This window comes from Rahnella perminowiae, from assembly GCF_019049695.1.
GTDB classification, from domain to species: domain Bacteria; phylum Pseudomonadota; class Gammaproteobacteria; order Enterobacterales; family Enterobacteriaceae; genus Rahnella; species Rahnella perminowiae.
Window position 1 is genome coordinate 1 of record NZ_JAFMOT010000145.1, and the last position, 18964, is coordinate 18964.

At 52.1% G+C, this 18964-nt stretch carries 16 protein-coding genes and 1 riboswitch; of the genes, 9 read left to right on the forward strand and 7 right to left on the reverse strand.

Annotated elements, in window-relative coordinates; translation table 11 throughout:
- Positions 1-586 precede the first annotated feature (586 nt).
- Positions 587-2176, forward strand: a complete 1590-nt coding sequence (gene purH, locus J1781_RS01915) for a bifunctional phosphoribosylaminoimidazolecarboxamide formyltransferase/IMP cyclohydrolase (RefSeq protein ID WP_129955663.1) — start codon at positions 587-589, stop codon at positions 2174-2176.
- A gap of 46 nt (positions 2177-2222) precedes the next feature.
- On the forward strand, positions 2223-3512 hold the full coding sequence (gene purD / locus J1781_RS01920) for a phosphoribosylamine--glycine ligase (protein ID WP_129955664.1): 1290 nt from the start codon (positions 2223-2225) through the stop codon (positions 3510-3512).
- A 64-nt stretch (positions 3513-3576) separates the two neighbouring features.
- On the opposite strand, the gene J1781_RS01925 is transcribed toward purD, so the two are convergent.
- From J1781_RS01925 to nudC, 6 genes are all read right to left on the reverse strand, one after another.
- On the reverse strand, positions 3577-4263 hold the full coding sequence (locus J1781_RS01925; RefSeq protein WP_240782882.1) for a DUF1481 domain-containing protein: 687 nt from the start codon (positions 4261-4263) through the stop codon (positions 3577-3579).
- A gap of 18 nt (positions 4264-4281) precedes the next feature.
- Positions 4282-4554, reverse strand: coding sequence for a nucleoid-associated protein HU-alpha (gene hupA, locus J1781_RS01930; protein ID WP_013577396.1), 273 nt, complete (start codon positions 4552-4554; stop codon positions 4282-4284).
- Between the two features lie 190 nt (positions 4555-4744).
- Positions 4745-5335 carry a YjaG family protein gene (locus tag J1781_RS01935; protein WP_129955666.1) on the reverse strand — a complete coding sequence of 197 codons (591 nt, stop codon included), beginning with the start codon at positions 5333-5335 and terminating at the stop codon, positions 4745-4747.
- Between the two features lie 56 nt (positions 5336-5391).
- Positions 5392-6087 (reverse strand): deoxyribonuclease V, encoded by a 696-nt coding sequence (gene nfi / locus J1781_RS01940; RefSeq protein ID WP_129955667.1) that lies wholly within the window; start codon positions 6085-6087, stop codon positions 5392-5394.
- Between the two features lie 9 nt (positions 6088-6096).
- A complete protein-coding gene (hemE, locus tag J1781_RS01945) occupies positions 6097-7161 on the reverse strand; it encodes a uroporphyrinogen decarboxylase (RefSeq protein ID WP_015699029.1) in 1065 nt (354 codons plus the stop codon).
- A gap of 71 nt (positions 7162-7232) precedes the next feature.
- Positions 7233-8009, reverse strand: a complete 777-nt coding sequence (gene nudC / locus J1781_RS01950) for an NAD(+) diphosphatase (RefSeq protein ID WP_129955668.1) — start codon at positions 8007-8009, stop codon at positions 7233-7235.
- Between the two features lie 98 nt (positions 8010-8107).
- On the opposite strand from nudC, the gene rsd reads away from it, so the two are divergent.
- The 7 genes from rsd to thiH all read left to right on the forward strand — a co-directional run bounded on the left by rsd (position 8108) and on the right by thiH (position 14458).
- On the forward strand, positions 8108-8623 hold the full coding sequence (gene rsd / locus J1781_RS01955; protein ID WP_129955669.1) for a sigma D regulator: 516 nt from the start codon (positions 8108-8110) through the stop codon (positions 8621-8623).
- 85 nt (positions 8624-8708) lie between these two features.
- A riboswitch (TPP riboswitch) is annotated at positions 8709-8835 on the forward strand.
- Positions 8836-8981: 146 nt separating this feature from the next.
- Entirely contained in the window at positions 8982-10946 is a 1965-nt protein-coding gene (thiC, locus tag J1781_RS01960; protein WP_238483452.1) for a phosphomethylpyrimidine synthase ThiC, read from the forward strand.
- Positions 10943-11596, forward strand: a complete 654-nt coding sequence (gene thiE / locus J1781_RS01965) for a thiamine phosphate synthase (protein WP_217233130.1) — start codon at positions 10943-10945, stop codon at positions 11594-11596. The genes thiC and thiE overlap by 4 nt, the downstream gene beginning before the upstream one ends.
- Entirely contained in the window at positions 11589-12338 is a 750-nt protein-coding gene (locus J1781_RS01970; RefSeq protein ID WP_129992340.1) for a HesA/MoeB/ThiF family protein, read from the forward strand. Before thiE ends, J1781_RS01970 begins: the two co-directional genes overlap by 8 nt.
- Positions 12335-12535, forward strand: a complete 201-nt coding sequence (gene thiS / locus J1781_RS01975; protein WP_129955673.1) for a sulfur carrier protein ThiS — start codon at positions 12335-12337, stop codon at positions 12533-12535. The genes J1781_RS01970 and thiS overlap by 4 nt, the downstream gene beginning before the upstream one ends.
- 1 nt (position 12536) lies before the next feature.
- Positions 12537-13316 (forward strand): thiazole synthase, encoded by a 780-nt coding sequence (locus tag J1781_RS01980; RefSeq protein ID WP_217233131.1) that lies wholly within the window; start codon positions 12537-12539, stop codon positions 13314-13316.
- Complete coding sequence (gene thiH / locus J1781_RS01985) at positions 13313-14458, forward strand: 2-iminoacetate synthase ThiH (RefSeq protein WP_217233132.1); 1146 nt, start codon at positions 13313-13315, stop codon at positions 14456-14458. The genes J1781_RS01980 and thiH overlap by 4 nt, the downstream gene beginning before the upstream one ends.
- A gap of 264 nt (positions 14459-14722) precedes the next feature.
- Here thiH and rpoC read toward each other — a convergent pair whose 3' ends face one another.
- A complete protein-coding gene (gene rpoC, locus J1781_RS01990; protein ID WP_129955676.1) occupies positions 14723-18943 on the reverse strand; it encodes a DNA-directed RNA polymerase subunit beta' in 4221 nt (1406 codons plus the stop codon).
- Positions 18944-18964 lie beyond the last annotated feature (21 nt).

An 18964-nucleotide genomic window follows, 5' to 3' on the forward strand; every position in this document is an offset into this window, starting at 1 on the left:
TGATATTTTTTGCCACCGAAGTGGCTGATATCGTCTTGTGAGTGCCCACACAGATTGTCTGATAAATTGTTAAAGAGCAGTGAGTTACGCGCTTTCGCTTGCTAACTCGAGGTGGCGTATATTACGCCTTCCTCATTCAGTGTCAACCGTTTATTTCATCCGACTGCCGCTGTTTTTAATCTTTCCGACCCGGTTACTTCGTGATGTTGTTCACGTTGTTCCCTGTCGATGGAGCGGCATTATAGGGAGTTCTCAGCAGGCCGCAAGGGCTAATTTTAAGAAAAATCACTGTTTGCTGCATTACACAGCAAACACACCGCTTATACCGTGTTTTGCACAGATTTATCCACAGAGGCACAGGAATCTCAAATTTTGCGAGCGTCGCGCAATCGTTTTCGCTACAATTTCGCGCGTTAGTTTTCACTGCCCTTTAGGGGTGATAAATGAAAAATCAGCCACTGAGGGGAAGTTATCCAAGCTCAATCCCACGTTTTTCTGCAAAGTGCTCTATATAAAGAGAAGAAAATCGTCATTGAATTCCGATAACGCTCTTTACTGCGACTCCAAAGCCAAGGATATAACCACCATGCAACAATCTCGTCCAATCCGCCGCGCTCTGCTCAGTGTTTCTGACAAAGCCGGTATCGTAGAATTCGCCCAGGCTCTGTCTTCGCGTGGCGTTGAATTACTTTCCACTGGCGGAACCGCCAGCTTGTTAGCTAAAGCCGGCCTGCCAGTCACCGAAGTTTCTGACTACACCGGTTTTCCGGAAATGATGGATGGACGCGTCAAAACCCTGCACCCGAAAGTTCATGGCGGGATCCTCGGTCGTCGTGGGAAAGATGATGAAATCATGGCGCAGCATTCTATTGCACCAATCGACATGGTGGTCGTTAACCTTTACCCGTTCGCACAAACCGTCGCGCGCCCGGACTGTACACTGGAAGATGCAGTAGAAAACATTGATATTGGCGGCCCGACCATGGTTCGCTCAGCAGCGAAGAACCATAAAGATGTGGCGATCGTAGTAAAGAGCAGCGACTACGCGTCTATTATTGAAGAAATGGATGCCAACAGCAGCTCGTTGACACTGGCGACCCGTTTCAACCTGGCAATCAAAGCTTTCGAACATACCGCTTCTTACGACGGCATGATTGCGAACTACTTTGGCACGATGGTTCCGGCTTACCACGGTGATACTGAATCAGCTTCCGGCCAGTTCCCGCGCACACTGAATCTCAGCTATATAAAGAAACAAGATATGCGTTATGGCGAGAACAGCCATCAGAACGCTGCCTTCTATATAGAAGAGAACGTCAGCGAAGCTTCTGTGGCCACCTCTACTCAGCTTCAGGGCAAGGCACTTTCCTATAACAACATTGCGGATACCGATGCAGCTCTGGAATGTGTAAAGGAATTTGCAGAACCTGCCTGCGTCATCGTCAAGCATGCTAACCCGTGCGGCGTGGCCATCGGTGACAGTATCCTGGCCGCTTACGAGCGCGCCTACCAGACTGATCCGACGTCGGCTTTCGGCGGCATTATTGCCTTTAACCGTGAGCTGGATGCTGAAACGGCAAAAGCCATCATCAGCCGTCAGTTTGTGGAAGTGATCATCGCGCCGTCCGTCAGTGACGAAGCGCTGGCATTGACCGCGGCCAAACAAAACGTTCGTGTACTCACCTGCGGACAATGGCAAGAGCGCCAGAAAGCGCTCGACTTCAAACGTGTCAATGGTGGCCTGCTGGTTCAGGATCGCGATTTGGGTATGGTTGATACCGCTGATTTGCGTGTGGTTTCCGAGCGCCAGCCGACAGAGCAGGAACTGACAGACGCGCTGTTTTGCTGGAAAGTGGCTAAGTTTGTAAAATCCAATGCCATTGTTTATGCGCGTGACAAAATGACCATCGGTATCGGCGCTGGCCAGATGAGCCGCGTTTATTCTGCCAAAATTGCCGGTATCAAAGCCGCCGATGAAGGTTTGCAAGTGGCGGGCTCCGTAATGGCCTCTGATGCTTTCTTCCCGTTCCGCGACGGTATTGATGCGGCGGCAGCCGTGGGTATTACCTGCGTGATCCAACCTGGCGGCTCTATCCGTGACGATGAAGTTATTGCTGCGGCTAACGAACACGGCATTGCAATGCTGTTCACCGATATGCGCCACTTCCGTCATTAATTTTCTTTTGGCGGGTGCGATGCGCCCGCTCATCCGGAGTCTTCGAATGAATATTTTAATTATCGGTAACGGCGGGCGTGAACATGCACTGGCATGGAAAGCATCGCAGTCACCTCTGGCGGATAAAGTCTTTGTTGCACCTGGCAACGCCGGCACGGCGCTGGAGCCGCTACTGGAAAACGTTGATATTGCCGCCACTGACATCGCCGGCTTGCTGAGTTTTGCACGTGAACATGATATCGGCCTGACTATTGTCGGTCCTGAAGCACCGCTGGTGATTGGTGTGGTCGATGCTTTCCGCGCAGCGGGCCTGAAAATCTTTGGCCCGACGCAGGAAGCGGCGCAGCTGGAAGGCTCTAAGGCATTCACCAAAGATTTTCTGGCTCGCCATAACATTCCCAGTGCCGATTACCAGAACTTCACCGAAATCGAACCCGCTCTGGCTTATCTGCGCAGCAAGGGTGCGCCGATTGTCATCAAAGCTGACGGCCTCGCCGCTGGCAAAGGTGTCATTGTGGCAATGACCCTGAAAGAAGCCGAAGATGCCGTTCATGACATGCTGGCGGGAAATGCTTTCGGTGATGCAGGCCATCGCATTGTTATCGAGGAGTTCCTCGACGGCGAAGAAGCCAGTTTCATCGTCATGGTCGACGGTACCAATGTATTACCGATGGCGACCAGTCAGGATCATAAACGTGTAGGTGACGGCGACAGCGGTCCGAACACCGGTGGTATGGGAGCCTATTCTCCGGCGCCAGTCGTGACCGATGAAATCCATCAGCGCGTGATGGATCAGGTGATTTGGCCAACCGTTCGCGGTATGGCGGCGGAAAATAACACCTATACCGGTTTCCTGTATGCCGGTCTGATGATCTCCGCTGACGGCCAGCCGAAAGTGATCGAGTTCAACTGTCGTTTCGGCGATCCGGAAACTCAGCCGATCATGCTACGTCTGCGCTCTGATCTTGTGGACTTATGCCTGGCCGGTGCTGAAGGTCGTCTGGGTGATAAAACATCCGAGTGGGATCCGCGCCCGTCGCTGGGTGTCGTGCTCGCAGCCGGTGGCTATCCTGCAGATTATAAAACCGGAGATGCTATTCATGGTCTGCCGCTGGAAGAAGTACCGGACGGTAAAGTCTTCCACGCCGGAACCCGTTTGCAGAATGAACGTGTGGTCACTCATGGCGGTCGCGTGTTATGTGTGACGGCATTGGGTAAAACGGTGGAAGCAGCACAGGCACGCGCTTATGACTTAGCAAAAGATATTCATTGGGAAGGCAGCTTCTGCCGCAAAGACATCGGTTATCGCGCCATCGATCGCGAACGCAATCAGTAATCCTGCCAGCCCCGACAATCAAAAAGGCACGCTTCGGCGTGCCTTTTCATGCGTGAACCCGGGATCAGAGATCGGACTCTTTCGGTTCCCATTTACAAAAATCTTCATTAGCTACCAGCAACATCTCATTACCCTGAGGGGCGGTCAGCCAGGCTAATCCCAGGTTATCGTTACTGCGACTGGCTCGTTTCGCCAGCCAGACCTGTGAGCGGACAGTCAGTGTCGGCGTGACTTGTTCACCGGCACAGGTTGTTATTAACCCTTTGCGCCAGCGCGCCTGAACCAGCCGGACTTTCCCTGCCTGCAGCGCATTACTCAGATCGAGAATTTTTGACGCTTCATACTTATAGCGTTCGATTTCGTCTGCAGATAATTTCTCCCGACGCTCCGGAAGCTGCCGTTGCATAAAGCTGACATTGCCGCCCTCATCAAAACGCAGCATGACACCCAAATCCGTTTTAGTCGCATGGGTTTCTTTAAGCAGGTGCAATTGCCCTTGCTGGAATTCGTATCGGGTAATAATCGTATCGCCGCCGTAATAGGGGCTGTAGACGTTGAGAATGGTTTGAGGATCGTGCTGTGCGCTGTCTTTACGCCAGAGCCGGTTGATACCTTGATCGGCGACATAACCGCTGGCAAAGAATAACTCAGGATCTTTTTTAGAACTGCAACCCACCAGACCGAGCACCAGTAAACCTGCTACCAGTCCGGGGGTGATAAACTGAAGGGGCTTAAAGGCCCCTCCGCTTATTCTTTTCACTGCAAGCAATTACTTAACAGCGTCTTTCAGAGCTTTACCAGAAACGAACGCAGGCACGTTTGCAGCTGCGATTTTGATTTCTTTACCAGTCTGTGGGTTACGACCAGTACGCTCGTTACGATGATTTACCTTGAAAGTCCCGAAACCAACCAATTGTACAGCATCACCTTCTTTCAGAGACTCGGTAATAGCAGACAGAGTAGATTCAAGAGCAACTTTGGCCTGTGCTTTGGAAAGATCAGCTTTGTCCGCAATTACATCAATCAGTTGAGTCTTGTTCATAAGTTATCCTTTACAGTGTGTTTATCGTTTGCAAAGCATCGAGTGCGACGGATATGCCGATTGACAGCACCCTCCTGCATACACGCACCGATAGCCACTTTTTTTACGCCCCCCAAATGTAGACCAGACAGGGTGCGGATGTGAAGCCTTAAGGCACGACAAATCAGGCGTTAAATCACGTTTTCTTGCCTTATTGCGTTAAATTTATGCCAATGTTACTGACAGCGGCTTCACGCAGGTCAGAACGTAACCCTTTTATTAATTCCAGGTCACGCTCTTCACAGTCAGCCAACAGGCGAAAAATCTCCCATTGGATGTCCCATTCCTCTTCCACGGCAGGAATGACTTTGAGTTCTTCATCCGTCATTTCTCTACCGGCCTGAGTCATTTCCAGCATCGCGACAGTACGAATTGACGCCTCACTGACGGCAACCGCGTGTGACAGCGTTTCGCCACTCAGACGTGAATGAATCAGTTCACCTAATGCAATACATGCATCGATGGCCGGATAAACCCCATAGATGTCGTAATCATCGGAAGAAGGCACCGCTTCTTCCAGTTTTTCGAGCTGTGAGTCAAAATTGACCTTGGCGTCTTTTACCACCAGCGTCTCCCAGATTAAATCCAGGATGCGGCGGTAAAGCTGTGCTTCGCCAAACCCGGTTTCCAGACAAAATGCCTGATAGTTCGGGTACATGCGCTCACACAGGCTTGCCATAAACGTTACGTGTTGCCAGCTTTCCAGCTTTTCGAGACGTAAATGAATTGGATTACGTAACATGAGTTGATCTCGTTAACTTTTCTGCGCGGGAGTTTACCTGAAATAAATCAATATCCCTATTCCTTGATTCCTAAAAGATCATCACTCAGCCGTTGCCAGCGTTGAAACGCCGTCCGGTTTGACGCCACAGCATCTGCCCAACGGGTAGGCTCCGGCAGACGATATTGCCGCATGCACTGTTGTACCCAATAAAGCGATGAATCCATGCTGATACGATTACCGGGTGAGATGAATAATGGATTACAACGCAGCTTGCTCCGCCACACCCAGCCAATCTGTTCATCCCCTTCGTACAGCGCCTGGCGACTGTGTAGTTCCTCACCCAGTGGCAGGAACTGACCACATAGACGGCTTTTCGCCACACCAATCGTCGGAACATCGATCATCAGGCCAAAATGACTGGCGACGCCAAGACGACGCGGATGCGCAATCCCTTGCCCGTCGACGAAAACCAGATCAGGGTGCGATGAGAGCTGCCGCCACGCCTGCAGCAGGGCGGGAAGTTCGCGGAAGGAAAGGAAACCAGGAATGTAAGGCATAACAGTGGGGATACGGGCAATCTGATACTCTACCAGCTCCAGCGTCGGGTAGCGTAAAACAGCCACCGCCGCGCGTGTCACCTCACCCCCCTGTTCGAAACCGACATCCACTCCCGCGATCAATGCGGGAGGGGTGAATTCGGGCGGATCCTGCAATTTAATCTGATCTGCGAGGATCCGTTGTTCTTCACGTAAAGCACGGGTATTGATCATACCGGGATTTTACTCGTGATATTGCCGGGACAGGCTATGCACCGCTTCGACGAAGGCACCCGCATTTTCCGGCGGGACGTCCTGATGAATGCCGTGACCCAGATTGAACACATGACCATTACCTTTGCCGAAACCGGCAAGGATGGTCTCCACTTCCTGCTCTATACGCACCGGCGAGGCATACAACATTGAAGGATCCATGTTGCCCTGAATCGCGACTTTGTCACCCACGCGACGGCGCGCATCGGCAATATCGGTGGTCCAGTCGAGACCCAGCGCGTCGCAGCCCGTCGCAGCCATCGCTTCCAGCCACTGTCCGCCGCCTTTGGTAAACAGTGTGACCGGCACACGACGCCCTTCATTTTCACGGATCAGGCCATCGACAATCTTGTGCATATAGTTCAGGGAAAATTCGCGGTAATCGCGGGGAGACAGTACGCCGCCCCAGGTATCAAAAATCATTACCGACTGGGCGCCCGCTTTGATCTGGGCATTAAGGTAAAGAATAACGCTGTCTGCCACTTTATCGAGTAACAGATGGAAAGTGGACGGATCGGCGTACATCATCTTTTTGATTTTGGTGAAGGCTTTACTGCTGCCACCTTCTACCATATACGTCGCCAGCGTCCACGGGCTGCCGGAGAAACCGATAAGCGGCACTTCACCTTTCAGGTTCTTACGGATAGTACGCACGGCGTTCATGACATACCCAAGCTCCATTTCAGGATCCGGAACCGGCAGTTTTTCGACATCGGCACGGTTCGTTAATGGCGAAGAAAAACGCGGCCCTTCACCGGCTTCAAAATACAGCCCAAGCCCCATCGCATCAGGAATGGTCAGGATGTCGGAGAATAGGATCGCCGCATCCAGCGGATAGCGACGAAGCGGCTGCAAAGTCACTTCACAGGCCAGCTCGGCATTCTTGCACAGCGACATAAAATCACCGGCTTCAGCGCGGGTTTCTTTGTACTCCGGCAAATAACGGCCTGCCTGACGCATCATCCAGACCGGTGTAATGTCCACTGGCTGACGTAACAAAGCACGCAGGTAACGGTCGTTTTTCAACTCATTCATTCTTGCTCTTTCCTTCAGTATTCGGGCCGCCCGATAATCGTCTCACAGCATTCTATCACGTAAAACCGCCTCTACTCTTCGTGTTCAGCACGACAAAGAGCAACGGTGTCTTCAATCAGACGGCGCGCGATCGTCCCTGGCGGTGGCAACTGCGGTAATGCATCAAAGCGATACCAGTTCGCGTTAAGCAACTCTTTCGGGTCATGCTGAATGTCGCCACTGTCGTAATCCGCCATAAATGCCATCATCAGAGAATTGGGGAACGGCCAGGGCTGAGAACTGACATAACGGACGTTTTTCACACGAATATTACTTTCTTCCAGGACTTCGCGTGCCACGGTTTCCTCCAGGGTTTCTCCGACCTCAACAAAACCCGCCAGAACCGTGTGAATGCCATTACGATGCCGGACATGCTGTGCCAGCAAAATCTCATCACCCTTACGGATGGCGACAATAATGCAGGGTGCAATCTGCGGATAATAGCGTTCGCGGCAGTGCCCGCAGAGTGCAGCCCACTCGGTTTTGCTGACATGCATTGCATGCCCGCAGTAGCCGCAGAACTGATGAGATCGATAAAATTCAGACAGCTGTACACCGCGCCCGACCAGCTGGAATAATCCACGATCCTGATCCAGCAACTGACGGGCGGAAAACATATGGTTTGGCATCGCCTGACGAATCAGCCAGACAGGTTCACCCTGCCATTCGCCGATCTGTCGCGCCGTTTTACCGGTCAGAGAAAATTGTGTGGCGCTGCCAAATGGCAGTTCGCCCTCAGGCAGCCATAGCTTGCCGTCCTGGCTGATGACCCACCAGCCATTGTGTTGCTCGGTAATCTGTAATTCCATAATTGTTGTTGCATAACCTCATCGGGACTGACAATCTGAGGGGGATATTCACCTGTTAGTAACTTTTAGTTACGTCTTTATCGCTCACGGAGTCAACCATGCTAAATCGTCTGGAAAGACTGACCCAACGCGTTGGTGGCAATAATGCGTTAGTGGATCAATGGCTGCACGCACGCAAAGAGCTGCTGGTTTCGTACTGCACTTTGGTCGGCCTCAAGCCCAATAAAGAAAAACATACCCCTCTCAATGAAAAAGCGCTGGATAACTTTTGCCATAACCTGGTGGACTATCTGTCTGCCGGTCATTTCCATCTGTATCAGCGGATCATTGATGAAGTTGAAGGTGCGAATAGCCCGATAAAATTGCAGGCTGCAAAAATCTATCCTGCACTGGAACTGAATACTGAAACTATCATGGCTTTCCATGATAGTTACACTGAAAATGATATTGATGATGACAATGCTTTCGCATTTCATTATGCATTATCCGATATAGGTGAAGCGTTAGATGCGCGTTTTCAGCTGGAAGATCAATTAATTATTCTCGCTTTTGATCGCAGCAGTCAGGCAGTAAAGCCACCTGAAAATGAAGAACATCTCGCCAGACCGGTTTAAGACTTTGCCCTACTAAAATCCGGCTAAGATTTGTGATTTTAGTAATAGTTTTAGTTGTAGTTTCAAAAAACGCCTCCTATATTGAGGCTTCTTGTCGGAGTGCCTAGCGCATAATTTTCTCGCGAAGATTACGCCAGGCTGAGACCGTTAATTCGGGATCCGCGGAACCTGATCGGGTTAGTACCCGCGAAGGGAACAAGAGTAATGTTATGCGTTCAGCGTAATCTGGCATCTGCCTGCATCAGGCCGCCTGCGCTCCATCGCCCATTTTTACTCCTGCCGTAAACCTCCAGACAAGCAATTTTCCATCACGTTTTTGCCACGTTTTTACTACGCAAAACAACACAAGGAATTTGCTATGTCGAGTACTCAAAAAAATGTTGTTTCTACAAAGACACCTTCAAACCGCCGTGAACAACGGGCGCAGGCGCAGTCGTTTATCGACAGTCTGCAGGGTGAAGCTTTTCCCAATTCCCGCCGTATTTATCTTGAAGCTGACCGCCATGATATCCGCGTACCGATGCGTGAAATCCAGCTCAGCCCGACGCTGGTCGGCGGCGGCAAAGACAATCCACAATTCGAAGAAAATGAAGCGATTCCTGTTTATGACACCGCCGGGCCTTACGGCGATCCGTCGGCAGTTATCGACGTGCATACCGGCCTGGAAAAATTACGCGCCCGCTGGATAAACGCGCGGGCGGACACGGAGGAACTCCCGCAGGTCAGTTCCGGTTTTACCCAGCAGCGACTGGCGGATGAAGGGCTGGACCACCTCCGCTTCGAACACCTGCCCCGCCCGCGCAAAGCCATTGCGGGTAAAAATGTCACACAACTGCATTACGCCCGCAAAGGCATCATCACGCCTGAGATGGAATTTATCGCCGTTCGCGAAAATATGGGGCGTGAACGGATCCGCGGTGACGTTCTGCGTCAGCAACATCCCGGCGAAAGCTTTGGTGCGCATCTGCCCGCCAATATCACCGCAGAGTTTGTAAGACAGGAAGTCGCTGCCGGTCGCGCGATTATTCCCGCCAATATTAACCATCCTGAATCAGAGCCGATGATCATCGGACGCAATTTCCTGGTGAAAGTGAACGCCAACATCGGCAACTCGGCGGTGACGTCTTCTATCGAAGAAGAAGTCGAGAAACTGGTATGGTCGACACGCTGGGGCGCGGATACCGTGATGGATCTCTCCACCGGCCGTTATATACATGAAACCCGTGAGTGGATCCTGCGTAACAGTCCGGTACCTATTGGTACCGTGCCGATTTATCAGGCACTGGAAAAAGTCAACGGCGTGGCCGAAGACCTGAACTGGGAAATGTTTCGCGATACGTTGCTGGAACAGGCCGAACAAGGTGTCGATTACTTCACCATACACGCCGGGGTATTGCTGCGTTACGTGCCGATGACCGCCAAACGCCTGACCGGGATTGTGTCCCGCGGCGGTTCGATCATGGCGAAATGGTGCCTTTCACATCATCAAGAAAGTTTCCTGTATGAGCATTTCCGCGAAATTTGCGAAATCTGTGCCGCCTATGATGTCTCGCTGTCACTGGGCGACGGCCTGCGGCCTGGCTCCATTCAGGATGCCAACGACGAAGCGCAATTTGCCGAATTACGTACATTAGGTGAACTGACCAAAATCGCCTGGGAATATGATGTTCAGGTCATGATCGAAGGACCGGGGCATGTGCCGATGCAGATGATCCGCCGCAATATGACCGAAGAACTCGAACATTGCCACGAAGCGCCCTTCTATACCCTCGGCCCGCTGACTACCGATATCGCGCCGGGTTATGACCATTTCACGTCCGGTATTGGTGCCGCAATGATTGGCTGGTTCGGTTGCGCCATGCTCTGTTATGTCACGCCAAAAGAGCATCTCGGCCTGCCTAACAAAGAAGACGTTAAGCAGGGTCTCATCACCTACAAAATCGCAGCACATGCCGCCGATTTAGCGAAAGGACATCCCGGCGCCCAAATCCGTGACAACGCTATGTCAAAAGCACGGTTCGAATTCCGCTGGGAAGACCAGTTTAATCTGGCTCTCGATCCGGCAACGGCTCGTGCCTATCACGATGAAACGCTGCCTCAGGAATCCGGCAAAGTGGCACACTTTTGCTCAATGTGCGGTCCGAAATTCTGCTCCATGAAAATCACTCAGGAAGTGCGCGATTATGCCGCCGCACTGGAAGCCAAAGCCCAGCCGGTTGAAGTTATTGAATCCGGTATGGCACAGATGTCTGCCGAATTCCGTTCACGCGGCAGCGAGCTTTATCATCCGGCCGACAATCTCAGCACGGAGAACAACCAATGAATCAGTCCGCTCAACCCTTTCCTGCCGTTCCGTTCCACCTTGGTTTATATCCGGTCGTGGACACCGTGGAATGGATTGCCCGCCTGCTGGATGCGGGCGTTAAAACGTTGCAATTACGTGTGAAAGATTTGTCTGATGAGGACGTCGAGCCAGCAATTATTGATGCAATTGCGCTGGGCAAAAAATATCAGGCACGGTTATTTATCAATGATTACTGGTGCCTGGCGATAAAGCATCAGGCTTATGGTGTGCATTTAGGTCAGGAAGATCTGGATACCGCCGATCTTGAGGCAATCCGTCAGGCTGGTTTACGGCTGGGCGTATCCACACATGATGATACTGAAATGGCACGCGCTTTCGCCGTGAAACCTTCTTACATCGCCCTCGGTCATATCTTCCCGACGCAGACCAAAGATATGCCGTCGGCGCCACAAGGACTGAAAGAACTCGCCCGACACATCAGGCAACTCAACGGCAGCTTCCCGACGGTGGCCATCGGCGGGATCAGCATTGAACGTGCTCCGTCGGTTCTCGATTGCGGCGTCGGCAGCATCGCCGTCGTCAGCGCCATTACGCAGGCAGCAGACTGGCGGGCAGCCACCGCAGAATTACTGGCTTTATGCGCCAGTAAGGTGCCGGAAGATGCTTAACGATGCGGCTTTTATGCGCTACAGCCGTCAGCTGATGCTGGAGGAGTTCGGTCCGCAGGCACAGGAAAAGCTACAGGCGGCGAAAGTCCTGATTGTCGGGCTAGGCGGACTGGGATCGCCGGCAGCCTTATATCTGGCAGCGGCAGGCGTAGGTACGCTGGTTCTGGCCGATGACGATCAATTACACATCACCAATCTTCAACGACAGATACTCTACCGCACCGCAGATCTCGATCAGCCCAAAGCGGTTCTGGCAAAACGTGAATTACTGCGTCTGAATCCGCTTTGCGAAGCCGTGGCCATCACGGAGCGTCTGACAGGCGAAGCGTTGATCCGTGCCGTGTCAGACACCGATATCGTTTTAGATTGCAGCGATAACATGGAAACCCGGCACGCGGTTAATAAAGCCTGCGTAGAGGCTGAAAAAACCTTGATCAGCGGTAGCGCCGTCGGATTCAGCGGACAGCTTCTGGTGCTAGAAGCGCCTTATGTACACGGTTGTTACGCTTGTTTGTATCCGGATCAGGAAACCGTACAGCGCAATTGCCGAACATCAGGTGTGCTCGGCCCGGTCGTTGGCACCATCGGTACATTGCAGGCGCTGGAAGCACTAAAAATCCTGGCGGGACTGCCTTCCGTACTGAGCGGAAAGTTACGTCTGTTCGACGGTAAAACGCAAAACTGGCGTTCACTGCAACTCACACGTTCATCAGCCTGTGCCATCTGCGGAGGCCACGCATGAACATTCTGGTCAATGAAGTACCACACCAATTCAGTCAACCGCTCACCTTGTTGAATCTGCTCAGTTTACTGGCGTTAAATCCTGCAGGCAGCGCACTGGCGGTTAATCAGGTCATTATTCCCCGCGATAACTGGCCTGCTCATTTACTGGAAGACGGTGACGAGATCCTGCTCTTTCAGGCGATAGCCGGAGGCTGATATGTTAAAAATTGCTGATACCACTTTTACGTCACACCTTTTTACCGGAACGGGAAAATTCGCCAGCCCGGCGTTAATGCAACAGGCACTGGAAGCATCCGGCACTCAACTGGTGACCATGGCGATGAAACGCGTTGATCTGCGTCGCGGAGGGGATGACATTTTGTTTCCTTTGCAGCAGCTCGGGGTCCGTTTGTTGCCTAACACATCCGGTGCTAAAACAGCTGAGGAGGCCGTATTTGCCGCACAACTGGCAAGAGAAGCACTGGCAACAAACTGGGTGAAGCTTGAAATTCACCCAGACGTAAAATACCTGCTGCCCGATGCCATAGAAACGTTGAAAGCCGCAGAGATTCTGGTGAAAAAAGGATTCGTTGTTTTGCCGTATTGCAGCGCGGATCCGGTGTTGTGTAAACGCCTGGAAGAAGTCGGTTGTGCCGCCGTCATGCCCCTGGGTGCACCGATCGGCTCCAATCAGGGTCTGCAAACCCGTGAGTTTTTGCAAATCATCATTGAGCAGGCACAGATTCCGGTCGTCGTTGATGCCGGTATTGGTGCCCCAAGCCAGGCCGCTGAAGCGCTGGAAATAGGGGCCGATGCTGTATTAGTCAATACGGCGATAGCCGTCGCAGGCGATCCGGTTGCTATGGCAACGGCATTCCGGCTGGCGGTACAGGCCGGCGCAATCGCCCGTCAAAGCGGCCTGGGTGGCAGGCAGCGGCAAGCCAGCGCGTCAAGTCCGCTGACCGGTTTCCTCAATGCTTCGCAGGTATCCCTATGAATAACTTTACGGATGTGTGGTCAATGCTGGACTGGGATGATACTTCCCTTCGCATCAACAGCAAAACATCCCGTGATGTTGAACAGGCGCTCAGCCGCAACAAAATCAGCCGTGAAGATTTCATGGCATTAATTTCTCCGGCTGCGCTGCCTTATCTGGAAACTATGGCGCAACGCGCTCAACAACTGACACGTCAGCGATTCGGCAATACGGTGAATTTCTTCGCCCCCTTGTATTTATCCAATCTTTGCGCCAACGAATGTACATATTGCGGCTTTTCGATGAGCAATAAAATCAAACGTAAAACGCTGGATGAAAATGAAATCAGTCGGGAGTGTGAAGCGCTGAATGCGCTGGGCTTCAAACATCTGTTATTGGTCACCGGCGAACACAAGGGAAAAGTCGGCATGGATTATTTCCGCCGCCATTTGCCGCCAATCAGAAGCCATTTCGATTCGCTGATGATCGAAGTTCAGCCGCTACAGCAGGAAGAATATGCCGAGCTGAAAACGCTGGGGCTGGACGGTGTATTGGTTTATCAGGAGACCTATCACGCACCGACCTATGCCTTGCATCATCTTCGCGGACAGAAACAAGATTTTTTCTGGCGACTGGAGACACCGGACCGGCTCGGGCGGGCAAGGATCGATAAAATCGGACTTGGGGCCCTGTTTGGGCTTTCAGGCAACTGGCGGACGGACAGTTATATGGTGGCCGAACATTTGTTGTACCTCCAACAAACCTACTGGCAAAGCCGTTATTCGGTGGCATTTCCGAGATTGCGCCCTTGTACCGGCGGTATCGAACCAGCTTCTTTGTTGGAAGAAAACCAGCTTGTACAACTGATATGCGCTTTCAGGATGCTGGCACCGGATGTCGAGCTTTCATTGTCGACGCGCGAATCACCTTACTTCCGCGATCATGTCATCCCGCTGGCGATCAACACCGTCAGCGCAGGATCTAAAACACAACCCGGTGGCTATGCCGATGATCATCCGGAACTTGAGCAATTTGCACCGCACGATAACCGATCCCCGCAACGTGTCGCAGAGGCATTAACACAAGCCGGGCTGCAGCCGGTCTGGAAAGACTGGGACAGTTTTTTGGGGCGGGTCTCGCAGGAAAATGTCGCCGGAGGGTAATTTAGTAAACTCTCAGGAATACAGATTCCATAAAACAATTTTGCTCCTCGCGCCAGCAGTCCTGGGGCATTAATGTGCCTTTGCCACTGCACATTCGCAACTGGCCGGCGCCATTCATCCCGGCGCTGCTTCCAAATAGCCGGAACAGGTTATCGTCCAGTTTCCTGTTCCGGCTCCTCTTTACCCGCCACGTCCTTTCTCAAATTTCAGGTAAAAAAAAACCGCCCTCGAAGGGGCGGTTTTATGCGTTTCGACAGAAGACGATTAATCGTCGCTGTTACCGAAACCTGCGTTCAGCAGTTCAGCCAGGTTAGCCGTTGCTTCATCCGCACTGACTTGCGGTACAACTGGCACTTCGCCCTGTGCTTTACGGCGTGCACGATCCTGATGATAAGCGTAACCGGTACCGGCTGGGATCAGACGGCCAACGATAACGTTCTCTTTCAGGCCACGCAGTTCATCACGTTTACCCGCAACAGCGGCTTCAGTAAGAACGCGCGTGGTTTCCTGGAACGATGCAGCAGAGATGAAGGATTCGGTCGCCAAAGATGCTTTGGTAATACCGAGCAGATCACGGGTAAAGGTTGCCGTGATTTTGCCTTCAGCTTCCAGCTGACGGTTAGCGATTTTAACGCGAGACATTTCTGCCTGCTCGCCTTCCAGGAAGTCAGTGCCACCAGCGCTAACGATGGTGCCTTTACGCAACATCTGACGAACGATAACTTCAATGTGCTTATCGTTAATCTTAACGCCTTGCAGACGGTAAACTTCCTGCACTTCGTTAGTGATGTAGCGGGTAACCGCATGAACACCACGTAAACGCAGGATGTCGTGCGGAGACTCAGGGCCGTCGGATACGACGTCACCACGTTCCACAACTTCGCCTTCGAACACGTTCAGCTGACGCCATTTAGGGATCATTTCTTCGTAAGCATCGCTGCCATCCAACGGAGAAATTACCAGACGACGTTTGCCTTTGGTTTCTTTACCGAAGGAGATGATCCCGCTGATTTCAGCAAGGATTGCAGGCTCTTTCGGACGACGTGCTTCGAACAGGTCAGCAACGCGTGGCAGACCACCGGTGATGTCCTTGGTACCGCCGGATTCCTGAGGAATACGCGCCAGGGTGTCACCGGAGTGGATCTGAGTACCATCTTCCAGCTGAACGATCGCTTTACCTGGCAGGAAGTATTGAGCAGGCATATCAGTACCTGGAATCAATACGTCGTTGCCTTTAGCATCAACGATTTTCAGTGCCGGACGCAGATCTTTACCGCTACCGGTACGCTCTGCAGAGTCCAGAACAACAAGAGAAGACAAACCGGTCAGGTCATCAGTCTGGCGGGTAATGGTCTGAGTATCCACCATATCGGCAAAGCGAATGAAACCACTCACTTCACTGATAACTGGCATGGTGTGCGGATCCCAGTTAGCCACGGTTTCGCCGCCGTTAACTGCTGCGCCATCACCTTTGCCCATCACGGAACCGTAAGGCACTTTATAGCTTTCTTTGGTACGACCAAATTCGTCGATCAATTTCAGCTCAGTGTTACGGGAAGTGATAACCAGTTTGCCGTTAGAGTTGCTAACGTGCTTGTGGTTGCTCAGTTTAATGGTACCGGTATTCTTAACCTGAATGCTGGATTCCGCTGCCGCACGAGATGCCGCACCACCGATGTGGAAGGTACGCATCGTCAGCTGGGTACCCGGCTCACCGATTGACTGTGCTGCAATAACACCGATCGCTTCACCTTTGTTGATGATGTGACCACGTGCCAGGTCGCGACCGTAGCAGTTTGCACACACACCAAAGTCGGTTTCGCAACTTACGACTGAACGTACTTTCACGCTGTCGACAGAGTTCTCTTCTAACAGATCACACGTCTTCTCGTGAAGCAGGGTGTTACGTGGAACCAGGATATCCGCCGTACCCGGCTTCAGGATATCTTCTGCAGTCACACGACCCAGTACACGTTCGCGCAGTGGTTCTTTAACGTCGCCACCTTCGATGACCGGAGTCATCATGATGCCTTCGTGAGTACCACAGTCGTCTTCGGTCACTACCAGATCCTGTGCCACGTCAACCAGACGACGGGTCAGATAACCGGAGTTCGCCGTTTTCAGTGCGGTATCCGCCAAGCCTTTACGAGCACCGTGAGTAGAGATGAAGTACTGGAGTACGTTCAGACCTTCACGGAAGTTCGCGGTGATTGGCGTTTCAATGATGGAACCATCCGGCTTGGCCATCAGGCCACGCATACCGGCCAGCTGACGAATCTGTGCAGCAGAACCACGCGCACCGGAGTCGGCCATCATAAAGATACTGTTGAAGGAAACCTGCTGTTCAACAACACCGTCACGGTTGACGACGTCTTCAACAGACAAGTTTTCCATCATTGCCTTAGCAACACGTTCGTTGGCCGCAGCCCAGATGTCGATCACTTTGTTATAGCGTTCGCCAGCAGTTACCAGACCAGACTGGAACTGTTCCTGGATTTCAGCAACTTCAGTTTCTGCTTCTTCGATGATCTCTGCTTTCTTCGCAGGGATTACCATGTCATCGATACCTACGGATGCACCTGAACGGGCAGCGTAAGCAAAACCGGTGTACATGATCTGGTCAGCAAAAATAACGGTCGGCTTCAGGCCCAAAATGCGGTAACAGGTGTTCAGCATTTTGGAGATAGCTTTTTTGCCCAGAGGCTGGTTGACGATAGAGAACGGCAGACCTTTTGGCACGATCATCCACAGGATGGCGCGACCGACAGTCGTGTCAATAATCGACGTCTTATGCGTAACTTCGCCTTCGGTATTTTTGATCTCTTCAGTAATACGCACTTTGACACGCGCATGCAGAGAGGCCAAACCGGCGCGGTAAATACGCTCAGCTTCTTTAGGACCGGTCAGAACCATGCCTTCGCCTTTGGCGTTAACACAGTCACGGGTCATGTAGTACAGACCCAATACAACGTCCTGAGAAGGAACGATGATTGGCTCGCCGTTCGCAGGTGACAGGATGTTGTTGGTAGACATCATCAACGCACGCGCTTCCAGCTGAGCTTCCAGCGTCAACGGTACGTGAACAGCCATCTGGTCACCATCGAAGTCGGCGTTATATGCCGCACAAACCAGCGGGTGCAGCTGGATTGCTTTACCTTCGATCAGAACCGGTTCAAACGCCTGAATACCCAAACGGTGCAGGGTTGGTGCACGGTTCAGCAGTACCGGGTGTTCGCGGATAACTTCGTCCAGGATATCCCAAACGACAGCTTCTTCGCGCTCAACCATTTTCTTCGCGGCTTTGATGGTGGTGGCGAGGCCACGCAGTTCCAGCTTGCCGTAAATGAACGGTTTGAACAGTTCCAGTGCCATTTTCTTCGGCAGACCACACTGATGCAGACGCAGGTATGGACCTACGGTGATAACGGAACGACCAGAGTAGTCGACACGTTTACCCAGCAAGTTCTGACGGAAACGACCCTGTTTACCTTTAATCATGTCTGCCAGAGATTTCAGCGGACGCTTGTTAGAGCCGGTAATTGCACGACCGCGACGGCCGTTATCCAGCAAAGCATCTACCGCTTCTTGCAGCATACGTTTTTCGTTACGTACGATGATGTCTGGCGCAGCCAGATCCAGCAGGCGTTTCAGACGGTTGTTACGGTTAATCACGCGACGATACAGATCGTTCAGATCTGACGTTGCGAAACGGCCACCGTCCAGCGGAACCAATGGACGCAAATCTGGCGGCAATACCGGCAGCACGGTCAGGATCATCCACTCTGGTTTGTTACCAGACTGAACGAACGCTTCCAGCAGCTTGATACGCTTGGTCAGCTTTTTACGTTTGGTTTCGGAGTTGGTTTCGTTCAACTCTTCACGCAGTTGTTCGCACTCTGCTTCCAGGTCCATGTTTTTCAACAGAGCCTGAATGGCTTCCGCACCCATCTTCGCGTCGAACTCATCACCAAACTCTTCCAACGCATCCAGATACTGCTCTTCAGTCAGGATCTGGCGTTTTTCGAGGTTGGTCATGCCGCCTTCGATAACCACATAGGATTCGAAGTACAGAACACGTTCGATATCACGCAGTGGCATATCCAGCAGTAAACCGATGCGCGATGGCAGCGATTTCAGGAACCAGATGTGTGCAGTCGGGGAAGCCAGTTCGATGTGGCCCATACGCTCACGGCGTACTTTAGTCTGGGTCACTTCAACGCCGCACTTCTCGCAGATCACGCCGCGATGTTTTAAACGCTTGTACTTACCGCACAGGCATTCGTAGTCTTTTACTGGTCCGAAGATACGGGCACAGAAAAGGCCGTCACGTTCTGGTTTGAACGTACGGTAGTTAATGGTTTCTGGCTTCTTAACTTCACCAAAAGACCAAGAACGGATCATGTCTGGCGATGCCAGAGCAATTTTGATCGCATCAAACTCTTCGGTCTTAGTTTGCGCTTTCAGAAACTTTAGTAAGTCTTTCACGGATTGGCTCCCGTCGGGTTA

What these genes read in the sequence shown, in the direction of transcription:
- purH (WP_129955663.1), top strand. Translation starts at nt 587, where the DNA reads ATGCAACAATCTCGTCCAATCCGCCGCGCTCTGCTCAGTGTTTCTGAC.
- nfi (WP_129955667.1), bottom strand. Translation starts at nt 6,087, where the DNA reads ATGATCAATACCCGTGCTTTACGTGAAGAACAACGGATCCTCGCAGAT.
- J1781_RS01980 (WP_217233131.1), top strand. Translation starts at nt 12,537, where the DNA reads ATGTTAAAAATTGCTGATACCACTTTTACGTCACACCTTTTTACCGGA.
- nudC (WP_129955668.1), bottom strand. Translation starts at nt 8,009, where the DNA reads ATGGAATTACAGATTACCGAGCAACACAATGGCTGGTGGGTCATCAGC.
- rsd (WP_129955669.1), top strand. Translation starts at nt 8,108, where the DNA reads ATGCTAAATCGTCTGGAAAGACTGACCCAACGCGTTGGTGGCAATAAT.
- thiS (WP_129955673.1), top strand. Translation starts at nt 12,335, where the DNA reads ATGAACATTCTGGTCAATGAAGTACCACACCAATTCAGTCAACCGCTC.
- thiE (WP_217233130.1), top strand. Translation starts at nt 10,943, where the DNA reads ATGAATCAGTCCGCTCAACCCTTTCCTGCCGTTCCGTTCCACCTTGGT.
- purD (WP_129955664.1), top strand. Translation starts at nt 2,223, where the DNA reads ATGAATATTTTAATTATCGGTAACGGCGGGCGTGAACATGCACTGGCA.
- J1781_RS01935 (WP_129955666.1), bottom strand. Translation starts at nt 5,335, where the DNA reads ATGTTACGTAATCCAATTCATTTACGTCTCGAAAAGCTGGAAAGCTGG.
- hemE (WP_015699029.1), bottom strand. Translation starts at nt 7,161, where the DNA reads ATGAATGAGTTGAAAAACGACCGTTACCTGCGTGCTTTGTTACGTCAG.
- hupA (WP_013577396.1), bottom strand. Translation starts at nt 4,554, where the DNA reads ATGAACAAGACTCAACTGATTGATGTAATTGCGGACAAAGCTGATCTT.
- thiH (WP_217233132.1), top strand. Translation starts at nt 13,313, where the DNA reads ATGAATAACTTTACGGATGTGTGGTCAATGCTGGACTGGGATGATACT.
- J1781_RS01970 (WP_129992340.1), top strand. Translation starts at nt 11,589, where the DNA reads ATGCTTAACGATGCGGCTTTTATGCGCTACAGCCGTCAGCTGATGCTG.
- thiC (WP_238483452.1), top strand. Translation starts at nt 8,982, where the DNA reads ATGTCGAGTACTCAAAAAAATGTTGTTTCTACAAAGACACCTTCAAAC.